Origin of the sequence: Aeromicrobium panaciterrae (assembly GCF_039537165.1) — a bacterium.
In the GTDB taxonomy this organism is placed as follows: domain Bacteria; phylum Actinomycetota; class Actinomycetes; order Propionibacteriales; family Nocardioidaceae; genus Aeromicrobium; species Aeromicrobium panaciterrae.
The window spans coordinates 2,557,041-2,570,530 of record NZ_BAAAZZ010000002.1 but is presented as its reverse complement, the minus strand read 5'-3'; the positions used below and the strand labels follow the sequence as shown (position 1 = coordinate 2,570,530).

General features: G+C 68.3%; 15 protein-coding genes. 3 read left to right on the top strand and 12 right to left on the bottom strand.

All coding sequences use genetic code 11. The features are described from left to right. Nucleotides 1-10: 10 nt before the first annotated feature. The gene (locus ABD683_RS13500) at nucleotides 11-901 is read left to right on the top strand and encodes an alpha/beta hydrolase (protein WP_344770473.1); all 891 of its coding nucleotides are present in this window, start codon (nucleotides 11-13) and stop codon (nucleotides 899-901) included. 6 nt (nucleotides 902-907) lie between these two features. Here the strand turns inward: ABD683_RS13500 and ABD683_RS13495 are convergent, their stop codons facing one another. From ABD683_RS13495 to clpS, 7 genes are all read right to left on the bottom strand, one after another. Next, complete coding sequence (locus ABD683_RS13495; RefSeq protein WP_344770472.1) at nucleotides 908-1,765, bottom strand: ABC transporter permease; 858 nt, start codon at nucleotides 1,763-1,765, stop codon at nucleotides 908-910. Beyond that, complete coding sequence (locus tag ABD683_RS13490) at nucleotides 1,758-2,660, bottom strand: ABC transporter ATP-binding protein (RefSeq protein ID WP_344770471.1); 903 nt, start codon at nucleotides 2,658-2,660, stop codon at nucleotides 1,758-1,760. Before ABD683_RS13490 ends, ABD683_RS13495 begins: the two co-directional genes overlap by 8 nt. Continuing rightward, nucleotides 2,657-2,908 (bottom strand): SHOCT domain-containing protein, encoded by a 252-nt coding sequence (locus ABD683_RS13485; protein ID WP_344770470.1) that lies wholly within the window; start codon nucleotides 2,906-2,908, stop codon nucleotides 2,657-2,659. Before ABD683_RS13485 ends, ABD683_RS13490 begins: the two co-directional genes overlap by 4 nt. A gap of 105 nt (nucleotides 2,909-3,013) precedes the next feature. Then, nucleotides 3,014-3,676, bottom strand: a complete 663-nt coding sequence (locus ABD683_RS13480; protein ID WP_344770469.1) for a response regulator transcription factor — start codon at nucleotides 3,674-3,676, stop codon at nucleotides 3,014-3,016. Further along, nucleotides 3,673-4,806, bottom strand: coding sequence for a sensor histidine kinase (locus tag ABD683_RS13475; RefSeq protein ID WP_344770468.1), 1,134 nt, complete (start codon nucleotides 4,804-4,806; stop codon nucleotides 3,673-3,675). The genes ABD683_RS13480 and ABD683_RS13475 overlap by 4 nt, the downstream gene beginning before the upstream one ends. An 83-nt stretch (nucleotides 4,807-4,889) precedes the next feature. Beyond that, nucleotides 4,890-5,477, bottom strand: coding sequence for a DUF2017 domain-containing protein (locus tag ABD683_RS13470; RefSeq protein ID WP_344770467.1), 588 nt, complete (start codon nucleotides 5,475-5,477; stop codon nucleotides 4,890-4,892). A gap of 31 nt (nucleotides 5,478-5,508) precedes the next feature. Continuing rightward, nucleotides 5,509-5,814 carry an ATP-dependent Clp protease adapter ClpS gene (gene clpS, locus ABD683_RS13465; protein WP_425548510.1) on the bottom strand — a complete coding sequence of 102 codons (306 nt, stop codon included), beginning with the start codon at nucleotides 5,812-5,814 and terminating at the stop codon, nucleotides 5,509-5,511. Nucleotides 5,815-5,875: 61 nt separating this feature from the next. Between clpS and ABD683_RS13460 the strand changes: the two genes are divergently transcribed. Beyond that, nucleotides 5,876-7,180, top strand: a complete 1,305-nt coding sequence (locus tag ABD683_RS13460; RefSeq protein ID WP_344770465.1) for a nicotinate phosphoribosyltransferase — start codon at nucleotides 5,876-5,878, stop codon at nucleotides 7,178-7,180. Beyond that, nucleotides 7,177-7,731 (top strand): isochorismatase family protein, encoded by a 555-nt coding sequence (locus ABD683_RS13455; RefSeq protein WP_344770464.1) that lies wholly within the window; start codon nucleotides 7,177-7,179, stop codon nucleotides 7,729-7,731. The genes ABD683_RS13460 and ABD683_RS13455 overlap by 4 nt, the downstream gene beginning before the upstream one ends. Here the strand turns inward: ABD683_RS13455 and ABD683_RS13450 are convergent. The 5 genes from ABD683_RS13450 to ABD683_RS13430 form a co-directional block, all read right to left on the bottom strand. Continuing rightward, the gene (locus ABD683_RS13450; RefSeq protein WP_425548509.1) at nucleotides 7,728-8,741 is read right to left on the bottom strand and encodes an LLM class flavin-dependent oxidoreductase; all 1,014 of its coding nucleotides are present in this window, start codon (nucleotides 8,739-8,741) and stop codon (nucleotides 7,728-7,730) included. The two genes, ABD683_RS13455 and ABD683_RS13450, sit on opposite strands and share 4 nt — an antisense overlap. Before the next feature lie 61 nt (nucleotides 8,742-8,802). Continuing rightward, nucleotides 8,803-8,973 (bottom strand): SRPBCC family protein, encoded by a 171-nt coding sequence (locus ABD683_RS13445; RefSeq protein ID WP_344770462.1) that lies wholly within the window; start codon nucleotides 8,971-8,973, stop codon nucleotides 8,803-8,805. Nucleotides 8,974-9,056: 83 nt separating this feature from the next. Next, on the bottom strand, nucleotides 9,057-11,570 hold the full coding sequence (locus ABD683_RS13440) for an amidohydrolase family protein (protein ID WP_344770461.1): 2,514 nt from the start codon (nucleotides 11,568-11,570) through the stop codon (nucleotides 9,057-9,059). Nucleotides 11,571-11,646: 76 nt separating this feature from the next. Beyond that, a complete protein-coding gene (locus ABD683_RS13435) occupies nucleotides 11,647-12,519 on the bottom strand; it encodes an oxygenase MpaB family protein (protein WP_344770460.1) in 873 nt (290 codons plus the stop codon). Between the two features lie 29 nt (nucleotides 12,520-12,548). Further along, entirely contained in the window at nucleotides 12,549-13,481 is a 933-nt protein-coding gene (locus ABD683_RS13430) for an alpha/beta hydrolase (RefSeq protein ID WP_344771604.1), read from the bottom strand. Between the last annotated feature and the right edge of the window lie 9 nt (nucleotides 13,482-13,490).

Below are 13,490 nucleotides of genomic sequence, written 5' to 3'. Positions count from 1 at the left end.
GAAGGACATCATGGCATTCACATCGTCAACTAAAAGCACGATCGTTCGTATCAAGACTGCGGGCCTGCGCAGCGCCTTCCGGGTGCTCGAGCTCGTGTCACCACGGCTGGGCGCCCTGTGGGCAGAGCGGTTCTGGTTCGCGATCACCCCGTCGCGCGTCCAGGCCGTCGTCGGCGGCGGCACACACTTCGAGGTTGCGTCGCAGGGTGGCGTCGTGCGCGGTACGAGATGGGGATCCGGCCCCGTCGTCTACCTCGTGCACGGCTGGGGTGGCAACTCCTCGCAGCTCGGTTCGTTCGTGGCACCGCTCGTTGCTGCCGGATTCAGCGTCGTCGCACACGACGCGCTCAGCCACGGTCGTTCCGATCCCGGTCCCACCGGCGCGGGCAACAGCGATGGAGTCCAGATGGGCAAGGCGCTCGACGACGTCGCCGCCAAGTTCGGACCCGCACATGCTGTGGTGGCCCACTCGATGGGAAGCCTCGCCACGGGTCTGGCACTCCAGCACGGGTGGCTCGGGACCGACCGGCTCGTCATGATCGCCCCGGCCGTACGGATCAGCGACTACGTCACGGTGGTCCAGGCCGGGCTCGGCTTCGGCCCCCGTACGCTTCGCCGGCTCGAGACCCGCGTCCTCAACCGTGTCGGGCTGCCGATCGATGCCGTTGACCTGCATCGGGTCGCCGAGGAGATCGAGCGGCCGGAGCTGCTGGTGATCCACGATCCGGCGGACCGTGAGACCCCGTACGCCTCCACGACGTCGCTGGTGGCGCACTGGAGCGGTGCCCGCCTCACGACGATCGAAGGATTGGGGCACCGCCGGGCGCTTCGAGATCCGGCGATCATCCGTCAGGTCGTGGCGTTCGTCTCGTCCGACGAGCTGCAGGAGGCCACCGCCTGACCGCGGTCAGACGACGTCGCGACGCCGGTACGTCAGCATCGCCGCGACCAGGCACACCGCGACATAGCACGCCACCGTCACGAGAGCACGGCCGTCACTGACGTACGAGCTGACGCCGGGAGGAGCGTCGATGCCGGGAGGGCGCGTCGGCATGACCGCCGAGGCCAGCGATCCCGCGTTGACACCCGGGAGCACGTCGCGCAGCGGCCGCAACGCCGTGAGCACCGAGCTGGAGACTCCGGTGACGAGGTTCTCGACCCCCAGCACCCAGACGACACCCAGCCCGATCGGCAGCGCGACGCCGCGCAGCACCACGCCGAGCAGCGCGCCGAGGCTGGCCCACATCAGCATGATCGCGAGGCCAGCGCCGTATCCGGCGGTCAGGTCGACGAACGACGGGAAGTCGATCGAGCGGTCCTGCGCCACGGCGATGGCGGTCGAGCTCACAGAGCCAAGCGCAAACAGGATGACGACGCCGACGGCGACTGCAGAGGCGAGGGCCAGGAACTGGCCCGCCATCGACGCAGCTCGTCCCGGGCGCTGGGTCAGGACCGTCTTGACGGTGCCCCAGCCGTACTCGCCGCCGAACACGAGTGCCCCGAACACCAGGGCGAGAGCGCCGGCGAACACCGGGAACCCGCCGAGCGTGTTGGACACCAGCTGGTCCGGCAAGGTGCTGGCGAGGATCGCCTCCTTCGATGCGCCCTCCATCGGGCCTGAGTCGCCTCCGGCGTAGGAGAGGTACGGGATCAGGTAGCCGAACACCTGGCTGAGCACGGCGGATGCCGCGAGCAGCGTCCAGGCGGCGGGCCGGCGTACGAGCTTGAACAGCTCGGCCCGGGCGACGTTGATGACATCAGACATGGCTTGCCTCCGTGGCGGTGATCTCGAAGAACACGTCCTCGAGCTGGCGGTCGAGCCGGCGCACCTCGTGCACGTCGGCACCGGCGGCGACCAGCGCGCGTACGACGCCGGCGGTGTGCCGCTCGTCGACGCGGAGCCGGAGCTCGTCGTCGACGGTACGGATCGCTTCGACGTCGGCGATCCGGTCGAGGGTCGACAGCACGACATCGGCGGGTGTGGCGCGCACCAGCAGCTCGCTGTCACCGCGCAGCTCGTCGACGGTGCTCTCGGCCACCATCGTGCCGTTGTTGATGACGCCGACCCGGTCACAGATCTGCTGGACCTCGCCGAGCATGTGGCTCGAGAGGATCACGGTGCGACCGGAGTCGCCGAGCCTGCGGATCAGCGCGCGCATGTCGCGCATGCCGGCCGGGTCGAGACCGTTGGTGGGCTCGTCGAGCACGACGAGGTCCGGATCCTTGATCAGTGCCGCGGCAACGCCGAGACGCTGCTTCATGCCGAGCGAGTAGGTCGAGAACTTGTCGCCGCCGCGTGTCGCGAGGTCGACGGTCTCGAGCACGGCATCGATCTGGCCCGCCCCGACTCCCGCATATCGGGCGACCACCTTCAGGTTGTCGCGGCCGGACAGGAACGGATAGAACGCCGGCCCCTCGATCATGGATCCGGTCGTCGAGAGAACGCCGGGGTCGCCCGGCCGACGGCCGAGGACGGTGATGTCCCCGCTCGTCGGCCGGATCAGTCCCAGCAGCATGCGCAGCGTGGTGGTCTTGCCTGCGCCGTTGGGTCCGAGGAATCCGTAGACCTCTCCGCGCTTGACGCTCAGGCTGACGTGATCGACAGCCGTGACGGCGCCGTACCTCTTGGACAGGTCACGGATCTCGACGACCGCGCTCATTTGCCGTTCTCGCGCAGGACCGCGAGCCGCGTACGGTACTCGGTCTCGTCGATCTCACCGGCGGCGAAGCGTTCGGCGAGCCTGGCTTCACCCGAGTACGAGCCACGGTGCCAGCGGCGGCGGCCGAAGCGACCGAGCAGGACGAAGGCGACGACGATGAAAGCGAACCAGAACAGCGGGATGAGCGGCCACCAGGGCCCGGGGCCGTCCCAGTGATCGTGGTTGGTGAGCAGTGTTGAGGACAACATGGCATTTCTCCTTGAGGGTGTGTTGCTGACCCTTCAAGACTCCCGAGCTCGGGGCCCTGCCACATCGGCCCGACGGAGTCACTTGGCCTACGCCGAGCGGAGTAGTCAGGACCAGCCCGGGCGTACGAGGCCCGACTCGTACGCGATCACGACCAGCTGTGCGCGGTCTCGCGCTCCGAGCTTGATCATCGCCCGACTGACGTGCGTCTTGGCGGTCGCCGGGCTCATGAAGAGCCGCTCACCGATCTCGGCGTTGTTGAGTCCCTCGCCGACGAGCGCGACGACCTCGCGTTCGCGCTCCGTGAGCGGTTCGAGACTCTGCGGATCGGCCGTGCCACGGCTGCGGTCGGCGAACTCGGCGATGAGCCTTCGGGTCACCCCTGGCGAGAGCAGCGCGTCTCCGGCGGCCACCGCACGGATGCCGGCCAGCAGCTCGGCGGGCTCGGTGTCCTTGACGAGGAAACCGCTGGCGCCGATGCGGATCGCCTCGAAGACGTACTCGTCGAGGTCGAACGTCGTGAGGATGACGACGTGGACGTCGGGCAGCTCCGGGTCGGCGCTGATCCGCCGCGTGGCCTCGAGCCCGTCGACGCCGGGCATGCGGATGTCCATCAGCACGACATCGGGCCGGTGCAGCGCGACGACCTCGAGCGCCTCACGACCGTCGGAGGCCTCCGCGACGACCTCGATGTCGTCCTCGGCGTCGAGCAGCGCCCGGAAACCCGCGCGCAGCAGGGCCTGGTCGTCGACCAGCACGACGCGGATCATGTGTGACTCCTCAGCGGGAGGGAGGCCCGTACACGGGTCCCGCCGTCGGGACCCGGACCGACGTCGAGCCAGCCGCCCAACGCCTCCGCGCGCTCGCGCATCCCGATGATGCCGGTGCCGTCCGAACCGCTCGGCGTGATCCCGGCACCGTTGTCGGTGACGCTCACTGTCAGCGCGTCGAGGCCGTAGCCGAGCTCGATCACAGCCGCGGTCGCGCCGGAGTGGCGTACGACGTTGGTGATCGCCTCCTGGACGATCCGCAACGCGGCCAGCTCGACCGACGAGGACAGCGGACGTACGTCGCCGGTCACCGTCTTGGCGACCTCGAGACCCGCGTGGTGGCTGCGCTCGACGAGGTCGTCGAGCGAGGCGAGCGTGCCAGTGGGCCGGCGGGGAGCCTCGTCGTCGACGTCGCGCAGGATGCCGACCAGCGCACGCAGCTCGACCAGCGCCTCCTTGCTGGCGTCCTTGATCGCCACCAGCGCGGTCTGCGCCTGCTCGGGGCGACGGTCGACGATGTGCAGCGCCACTCCCGCCTGCACGTTGATCAGCGACATGTGGTGCGCCACCACATCGTGCAGCTCACGGGCGATCTGGAGCCGCTCCTCGTTGGCCTGCCGCTTCGATGCCTCGGCACGGGCCTGACGGGCCACCGCACTGCGTTCGCGGCGGATGCGTACGAACTCACCGGCCGACAAGATCAGCAGCGACCAGGCCAGCACCCCCGAGAGCAGGCCCCACTCGAACGGGCGGTCGTGGATCGGCCGCTGGATCGCGAAGAGCGTCACCGCGACGGTGCTCAGGCCGAGCCAGGCGGTGACCCGGTGGCCGCGGATCACCGTGACGATCGTGGCGATGGCGAGGCTCGCCAGCACCGGGCCGTACGGGTAGTCGCGCAGCAGGTAGGTGACCGTCAGGCCCACGACGAACCACAGGACCGGGCGGGTCCATCGAGCGAGGAACGGCAGCGACAGCGGGCCGAGCAGGACCAGCACGATCGCCAGCGGGTCGAGATCGCGGTGTCCGGTCTGGTTGTGGCTGGCGCCGACCGTACCAATCACCTGGAAGACCAGAAGGCCCAGCGATCCGAAGACCGCACCTCGCGGCAGCGAGCGCAGATCGATGGGCATGGACCTCACGGTAGGCGACTCCGCTCGGCGCGTCATCGGACGCGCGGAGCAATGCGGACTACGCCTGCGGGAGTACGCCCGACTCAGTCGAGGGCAGCAATGAGGGTCTCCTGGACGTAGCCGAGCCAGTCATAGATCTCGGCCATCGCCACGATCGCCTCGTCGCCGGACTCGCCGACCAGCATGGCGTCCTCCTCGTTCTCGATGCCGAGGCGGACGGCGAGGGAGAGCCGGATGTCGGTCAGCGACTTGAGCCAGGACTGCACTGCGTCGGCGCCGAGCTCGACCTCGACGTCATCGCCCTCGTCGTCGGCCGTGGGCACCTCGAACGTCAGCCCACCGTCGATCAGCGAGCCGATCAGCGTCTCGGCGTGGTGCACCTTGGTCGACGTCAGCGACCGCTCGGTGAGGCGTCGGAACTCACCCGAGTCGTCGTCGCTACCGCGGTAGGCGTCGGGCAGCAGCCGGGCGAGCACGGGGTCGTCGGGGGGTATGGCCGAGCCGCCCATGCCGAGCTGCACCGCCAGCGGATCGGCGTCGGACTCCGCGGCACCGTTGCGGTCACGCAGCAGCTCGACGACCTGGCCGGCGAGGTTGGCCAGCAGATGCGCCTCGGTGGAGGTCAGGGTGGCAGTCACGCCGCCGCGGCGACGTCGCTTGAAGGGCTTCACTCTGCCGATCCGATCACTGGCTGGCGCTCACTCATGCATCAGCCCGGTCGAGGGTGGCCCAGAGACCGTACTCATGCATCGCCTGCACGTGTCGCTCCATCTGCTCGCGGCTGCCGCTGGAGACCACGGCCTTGCCGTCGTGGTGCACCGCGAGCATCAGCTCGTGGGCCTTCTCGTCGGTGTAGCCGAAGTAGTTGCGGAACACGTAGGCGACGTAGGACATCAGGTTGACCGGGTCGTTCCACACGATCGTGACCCACGGATCCTCGAGCTCGACGATGTCGTCGACCTCGGGCTCCACGATCTCGATCGGAGTGGGTGTGGTCACGTCTCCCATTGTGGCGCAGCGGCACGGCGCGGCGAAATGGGAGCAACACGCACGGCATAGTCTGGCTCGCATGACAGCGCATACGACTGCCAGCACCGCCCTGCTGACCGACCGCTATGAGCTCACGATGCTGCAGTCGACCCTGCGGGACGGAACGGCTCACAGAGCGTCCGTGTTCGAGCTGTTCGCCCGGCGCCTGTCCGGTGGCCGCCGCTTCGGCGTGATCGCCGGGGTCGGCCGGCTCCTCGACGCGCTGGAGAGCTTCCGGTTCGGCGAGTCCGAGCTGGCGTGGCTGCGCGAGGCCGACGTCGTCGACGAAGACACCATCGCCTGGCTGGCCGACTTCGAGTTCAGCGGCTCGATCTGGGGCTACCCCGAGGGCGAGATCTACTTCCCCTACTCCCCCGTGCTGATCGTCGAGGGCACGTTCGCCGAGTGCGTCATCCTCGAGACGATCCTCCTGTCGATCCTCAACCATGACTCGGCGATCGCCTCAGCGGCGGCGCGCATGGTCAGTGCCGCCGGCGATCGGCCGTGCATCGAGATGGGCTCACGCCGTACGCACGACTGGTCGGCTGTCGCGGCCGCACGCGCCGCGTACGTGTCGGGATTCGCCGCGACCTCCAACCTCGAGGCGGGTCGGACGTACGACATCCCGACCACCGGCACCAGCGCACACTCCTTCACGCTGTTGCATGACACCGAGCGTGACGCGTTCGAGGCACAGGTCCGCGCCCTCGGCACCGACACGACGCTGCTGGTCGACACGTACGACATCCCCGAAGGTGTGCGGCTGGCGGTCGAGGTCGCCGGTACGCAGCTCGGCGGCGTACGACTCGACTCCGGCGACCTGGTGTCGCTGGCCAAGACGGTGCGCAAGCAGCTCGACGGACTCGGCGCCACATCCACCCGGATCACCGTGACCAGCGACCTCGACGAGCACGCGATCGCGGCGCTGGCGTCGGCACCCGTCGACGGCTACGGAGTCGGCACGGCCCTGGTGACAGGCTCCGGAGTGCCGACCAGCAGCTTCGTCTACAAGCTGGTCGCCCGTGCCGGCGACGACGGTGAGATGGTGTCGGTGGCCAAGGCCAGCAAGGACAAGGTCTCGGTCGGCGGTCGCAAGTACGCCCTGCGCCGCCACGACGAGAACGGCACAGCCACGGCCGAGGTCCTGGGCATCGGCGGGGAACCCGAAGGTCCAGGTCGCCTCCTGCTCGTCGAACTCGTCCGAGGCGGCACACGCATCCACCACGAGTCCCTCGACGCAGCGCGCACACGTCTCAAGACAGCACTCGGCGAACTGCCCCCAGCCGCGAAACAGCTCTCGCGTGGCGAACCCGTGATCGAGACAGTCTTCGAGGAGGTCACATGATCACAGCCTTGATCGTCGTTGATGTGCAGAACGACTTCTGCGAGGGCGGATCTCTCGCCGTGGCCGGAGGCGCACAGGTGGCTGCTGAGGTCGCCGTGCGGATCGACCTGGATACGTACGAGATAGTCGTCGCGACCCGTGATCATCACATCGATCCCGGGAGCCATTTCTCCGACAACCCTGACTTCGTGGACTCGTGGCCCCCGCACTGCGTGGTAGGAACCAACGGCGAGGAGTTCCACCACCCGCTCAAAGCGTCGATGTTCGATGAGATCTTCTACAAGGGCGAGTACGCCGCGGCCTACTCCGGCTTCGAGGGCAAGTCAGCCAGCGGCGCTCCGTTGGCCAACTGGTTGCGCACTGCCGGCGTTGATGCCGTTGACGTGTGCGGCATCGCCACGGACTACTGCGTACGAGCGACGGCGCTCGACGCGGCAACCGAGGGGTTCACGGTCACGGTGCTCGGAGGGCTGACCGCCGCGGTCTCGGCCGACAACCTGCCGACCGTGCGCGACGAGTTCGCCGCCGCGGGAATCACCACCACCGCCTAGAGCAGCTCCTTGGCAAGCAGCTCGAGGGTGCGGTTGCGGCCAGGAGCCGTACGCGGATCGGTGCCGCGCCGCGCCGACGCCACCGGGTTGACCATGACCTCGTCCACGCCGAACTGGTCGGCGAGCTGGCGAACCTGTGACGCAGCCTCCTCCGGCGTGCCAACGACGGCCCGGCCGAACGCCGACTCGACCAGCTCCAACGCCTGTGGGTGCAGCTCAACCGCTTCGGCGTCCTCGACCAGATCGAGTGCCGTGAGCGGCTGACCGGTACGCAGCTTGGCCATCATGTGCAGATTGGGCAACATCAGCGCTGCCGCCTCTTCCGCCGTCTCCGCGACCGAAGCGTTGACCGTCAGGAACGTGACGGGCTCGGGGGTGAGCTCGCTGGGCTGGAACTCCGAGCGGTAGACCGCCAGAGCCTCCGCCGTCCCCTGACCCGAGAAGTGATGGGCGAAGACGTACGGCAGGCCCTTCGCCGCCGCGAGGTGCGCGGAGTACATCGACGAGCCGAGCAGCCACATGTTGGGCTCCGACGATGCCGAAGGGGTCGCCTTGAGGACGTAGTCCTGCCGCGGGATCGCGACGCGTACGCCCTCGGTGCCCATCAGCGCCATGACGTCGTCGAGGTATTGCGGGAAGTTCTCGATGTCGGTGTCATCGCGGCCTGCTGCACCGCGGAGCGCCATCGATGTCACGGGGTCGGAGCCCGGTGCGCGACCGATGCCCAGGTCGATGCGATCGGGGTGCGCGGCCTCGAGCAGCGCGAACTGCTCGGCGACGGCGAGCGGCGCGTGGTTCGGGAGCATCACACCGCCGGAGCCGACCCGGATCGACTCGGTCTGGGCCGCGAGGTGGGCGATCAGGACCGGCGGCGACGTCGCGGCGACGGCAGGCATGTTGTGGTGCTCGGCCACCCAGAACCGGGTGAACCCGAGACGGTCGGCGACCTGCGCCAAGCCGACGGTTGCGGCGATCGCATCACCGGTGGACTGGTCGGTACGGACGGGCACGAGGTCAAGGACGGAGAGTCTCACCTCAGGGTCAACGTGCCGGCGCCCCGAATCCTTCCGCTCAGGCCGATTCGACCACTGCAGCGAGCTTGTCGAGGCACTGCTCCCACCCGATCGGTATCCCCGCCAGCACCTCGGCCAGCGCGGACGTGACGTCCTTGACCCGGATCGTCAACCACACGAGGGTTCGACCGTCACCCTCGCGGATCGTCACCCGCATGCGTCCGCCCACGACGAGGTGTGGACCGAGCGCCTCCTCGGCGGACGCACCAACGAGCTCGACAACCTCGCGGCACTCGTGGCCGGACAGGCGGGTCAGGTGATGCTGGCGACCGCGCCACCGGACGTGAAGGTGACGGTGCGAGTCACCTTGGCGCCCGCCGCGTTCTTGGCGCAGTAGGTGAACTTGGTGCCCAGGCGCGTGTGCGGCTGGCCCGCCTTGAGGAGCACGTCCTTGACCGACGTCCCCTTGGCGATGCCCTTGATCACCGACTCGGCCTTGAGCGCCCGGGGGTCACGGCACGCGTCGTTGCTGACGCCCGTCGCACGCTCCCACATCTCGAGGTAGGCCTCGGAACCGCGTGCCATGTCGTCCGCGATCGCCTGGCCTCCCTGCTTGCGGAGGTCCTCGATCCAGTCGGGATAGAGGCCGTAGTGCGAGACACCGTCGACGTTGATGTCATAGACCCGCTGGCCGCTGACCTGCTTGTCGATCGTCACCCCGCCGAGTCCCTTGAACGGGTAGGTCACCTTGTTGGCAGCGTCGGCGCCGCGCGGGTTGCCCTGCGCACCGAGTCCGTTGATGTCGGCGCCGTACCCGATGCCGAAGTAGAACCGCGGGTCCGCCCAGGTCAGGTGCCTCTTCCACTTGGCGACGAATCCGGAGCTGTCGCCGGCGTACGGCGTGATGATGCCGCCCGCCTTGTAGATGCGCGGGTAGGCGTCCGGGGTCGACCACGAGTGGCTCGAGATGACGCCGGGGTAGTTGAGCTTCTCGGTCGCATCGAGCGAGGCCTTGCGAGCCGCGACGCTCATGTGGTCGGGATCGAACAGCATGTGGCGCTTGGCCAGCCCCGCGATCGTGTGGTCCCCCAACGTCGTCAGCCCGCTGGCGTTGCAGTGCGGGCCCGACGGATAGAGCGGCAGCTTGATCGGCAGCGCCAAGCTGGCGACCGCGCCGAACAGGGCGTCCTGCTCGGGCAGGATCGTCGGTGCGGCGAGCTGCTCGTTGTCCGCGACCTCGGGATCCGGGTCGGTGCACTTGCGCATGTCCCAGAACGAGCCGGTCTCCAGGAAGTTGGCCGCGTTGACGAGCGGTCCGATCGTGCCGGCATCACCCGCGACGCCCGAGAGAGCGTTGTCGAACTTGTTGACGAGCTCCATCTGCCGTACGCCCATCGCGTAGACGTCGTCGAGCTGCTGGTCGATCTGTGCGGGGCTGCACTGCGGCACGCCGAGCTTCTCCGAGCAGCCGAACGGGACGCTGGTCTCCATGCCCATGACCACCGCGAGCTTGCCCTCGTTGATGACCTTGCGTGCCTCGAACGGGTCGCCGACGATGCGGTACCAACCCTTGCCCGGCCCGCCGTTCTGGGCGTCGATGTAGCGCTCGAGCTTGCGCATGTCGGCGGCCTGCAGGCGCATCGACGTCATGTCGTCGCACGAGTTGCGCTTGAGCGGGTAGATCGTGCACAGCTGGTTGTTCTCGACCAGCAGGTTGACCAGGATGCGCTGGCCGCCGCGCCACGAGCGCTCGAGCCACTTGTAGTAGGTGCCTTCGTGCGTCAGCGAGTTGGGGGCGGGCCAGTCCTTGAACGTCGGCCAGCCGACCGTGTCGTGCGGGGCCACGGGAACGCCGCCCTTGAGGAAGTTCTCGACGACCGCGCCGGCACCACCGGTGAGGGTGTGGTCAGGGCAGTCCTGCAGGGCCGCCTTGACTCCGTACGGGTGCCACGGGCGACCGCAGTGGAGCTGTCCTCCGAGGAACTCGAACGCCATGCCGTGCGTGTGCCCGTCGAGGTATCCGCGCACCTCCTGGAACGACGACGCACCGCCGAACGGATTGCCGGAGACGTTGACGCTGACCTCGGGCCACGGGTCGCACCCCGTCGTCATCTTCAATGCGAACCCGGTGGCCGCGCCGCCCTTGAGTCGTCCGTCCGCCCGCATGCTGATCGCGGTCCTCCTGGACGGCATGGAGAACGTGAACGTCGTACCCGTGCGCTCGACCGTCCAGGTGGATGCTGCCGACGGGCTCGCCACGGGGTTGATGTCATTGAGCAGCCCGAGCGTCAGGAATCGCTGGGGACGGTTGTAGAGCAGGTAGGTGCCGAGGTCGGTTGCCTGGAAGCGGAAGGGCTCAGCCTGCGCGATGGTCGCCGCGGACGCGAAGTAGCCGCTGCCCGAGCGCGCAATCCATTTGCCGTTCGTGGTCGACTGCAGGGCGTAGCAGCCACCAGCCATCGCGTATCGGTCCTGCGGTACGGCGGCTCGCGCTGCCGGGGACGGCGTGCTGATCAGGGTGGGGTCGGCCTCGAGGCGCTGCGCCTCGACCGACGACATCCCGGCGAACGCCTGGAGTGCGGACGTCGAGTCGGCGGTGCCGGGCTCGACCGCGGCGCGCGAGATGGCGTTCTTGGTGGCGGGATCGGTGTGCGAGTGGGGCTTCGACTCGTCGATCACGCTGCCGGTGTCGGCCTTCGTCGTGGTGCCGCCGTGGAACTGCTGCGTCCACGCCGCGTAGGCGGGAAACGTCCCGATCGTGAGTGCGATCGTGACGGCTGCGATCGACAACGGCCAGAAATGACGGTGGCGCCAGATGCGTGACATGCGTTCCCTCTTCCGGAGACCCGTTTGTCACAACGAGACGTACGCCACAAAGGTCACGTGGAGTTACACCTACGAGTCAGGCCACGGACGACTCGTCCTTCATCGTCTCGGGGAACGTCCCGAGCCGTTCGATGAGGTAGCCACCCGGATAGGACTTGATGCGCTTGAGGTCGATCGCGTGTCGCGGCTTGCGGCGCGGCGGCAGGAGACGCACGATGCGGCCACGCGTGCGCAGGCTGGCCCGTGACAGCCAGACCACCGCGCGCGACGGCTTGCGGTAGTCGAACGCGCGGAGCAGGTGGTCGTCCATCAAAGCCCGGCTGAAGGCGTTGGTGCCCTTGGCGAAGATGCGCGGATAGAACGACACGAGCAGCTTGAGTGTGGCGTCGGCGACGGCGCGGGACTTGTCGTCGTAGGCGAAGTGCTCGTCCTCGTAGGTGTCGAGCAGCTCCTCGAACCCGGCGAAGTCGGCCGGGATGTCCTTGATGCCCATGAGCGCGCCGAGGCGCTGGTAATAGCGGACGGCGGCGATGCGCTCGGTGTCGGTGCCCTTGCGCCAGCCGTAGTCGCGGATCCAGCGCACCGGGATCACCACGAAGGTCGCGAGCACATATCGCATGTCGTCGTTGGAGATGTCGTAGCTGCCGTGCATCTGGTTCATGCGGCGCACGGCGGAGCGACCCTTCTGGGTCTCCATGCCCTCGACCAGCACCGACTCGAGCACGAGTGCCGTGTCGTCGTGGCGCTTCTGCGTGTCGGTGGTGAACTCACCGGTGTCATGCAGCAGCCGCCCGATGGACGGCACGGCGTACGTACGAAACAGCGCGAAGCTCAGCGCCTGCTGGACGTCCCAGGGGAACTCGTAGTAGCTGACGATCCGCGAGATCTCCTCGAAATCGGTCTCGGGATCGAGTTCAGCGATCTTGCGCTGCCAGTGGTCGCGCCTCATGCCACGACTTTACCGTGACAGTGACACTGTCACAATGCTTGGCGAAGGAAGTCGACGATGTCGTCGAGCGCCCGCTTTGCCGGCGGCGAGACACCCGGCAGGCTCATGAAACCGTGCAGCGCGCCGCGGTACTCCGCATAGCGAACCGGTACGCCCGCGGCCGACAGCGCGTCGCGGTAGCGCGCGCCGTTGTCGAGCAGCGGGTCCAGCTCGGCGGTCACGATGAACGTCTTGGGAAGGCCGGCGTGCGACGACGCCCGGATCGGCGAGGCGCGGAAGTCCTCGGTCCCGTACTGCTCCCCCAGGTAGAGGCGGACGAACGCTCGCATGTTGCGGCTGGTCAGCACGGGCGCCTCAGCATTGCGGATCTCTGAGGGCCACTTGTCATACATCTCCACGCCGGGATAGATCAGCACCTGCGCACGGATGCCGGGCCCGCCGGCATCGCGTGCGAGAAGGGCGACGACGGCTGTCAGGTTGCCGCCGGCGCTGTCGCCCATGACGGCGAGGCGTTCGGGGTCGATGCCCAGCTCGTCAGCGTTCTTGACGACCCAGTCGACGGCGTCGCGGCAGTCCTCGACGGCGGCGGGGAACGGCTCCTCGGGGGCCAGGCGGTAGTCGGTCGAGACCACCACGACGTTGTTGCGCACCGCGACACGACTCGCCAGCCACCCCGACTGCTCGGGATTGCCCTGGACCCAGCCGCCACCGTGGAAGTTGACGACGCACGGCAGCGGCGCGATCGAACCCTTGGGCCGGTAGACGATGGCACGGCGTCCACCGCCCCACTCGATCGTCTCGACGTCGGCACCCTTGTCGACGGCACCGAAGACACGCCGGCCGATCGTGGACGACTGCAGCGCACGACGGCCGGCACGGAGCTTGGCGAAGTCCTCGGCCTCCTCGACGGGGGTCGAGATGCGTCCCAGGATCGCGGCGAAGATGCGCGTACGCATCGGCATGGCGCTCAC

Bases quoted from the DNA above. Each gene is read 5' to 3' on its own strand.
- ABD683_RS13500 (WP_344770473.1), top strand. From the start codon at position 11: ATGGCATTCACATCGTCAACTAAAAGCACGATCGTTCGTATCAAGACT.
- ABD683_RS13495 (WP_344770472.1), bottom strand. From the start codon at position 1,765: ATGTCTGATGTCATCAACGTCGCCCGGGCCGAGCTGTTCAAGCTCGTA.
- ABD683_RS13490 (WP_344770471.1), bottom strand. From the start codon at position 2,660: ATGAGCGCGGTCGTCGAGATCCGTGACCTGTCCAAGAGGTACGGCGCC.
- ABD683_RS13485 (WP_344770470.1), bottom strand. From the start codon at position 2,908: ATGTTGTCCTCAACACTGCTCACCAACCACGATCACTGGGACGGCCCC.
- ABD683_RS13480 (WP_344770469.1), bottom strand. From the start codon at position 3,676: ATGATCCGCGTCGTGCTGGTCGACGACCAGGCCCTGCTGCGCGCGGGT.
- ABD683_RS13475 (WP_344770468.1), bottom strand. From the start codon at position 4,806: ATGCCCATCGATCTGCGCTCGCTGCCGCGAGGTGCGGTCTTCGGATCG.
- clpS (WP_425548510.1), bottom strand. From the start codon at position 5,814: ATGGGAGACGTGACCACACCCACTCCGATCGAGATCGTGGAGCCCGAG.
- ABD683_RS13460 (WP_344770465.1), top strand. From the start codon at position 5,876: ATGACAGCGCATACGACTGCCAGCACCGCCCTGCTGACCGACCGCTAT.
- ABD683_RS13455 (WP_344770464.1), top strand. From the start codon at position 7,177: ATGATCACAGCCTTGATCGTCGTTGATGTGCAGAACGACTTCTGCGAG.
- ABD683_RS13440 (WP_344770461.1), bottom strand. From the start codon at position 11,570: ATGTCACGCATCTGGCGCCACCGTCATTTCTGGCCGTTGTCGATCGCA.
- ABD683_RS13435 (WP_344770460.1), bottom strand. From the start codon at position 12,519: ATGAGGCGCGACCACTGGCAGCGCAAGATCGCTGAACTCGATCCCGAG.
- ABD683_RS13430 (WP_344771604.1), bottom strand. From the start codon at position 13,481: ATGCCGATGCGTACGCGCATCTTCGCCGCGATCCTGGGACGCATCTCG.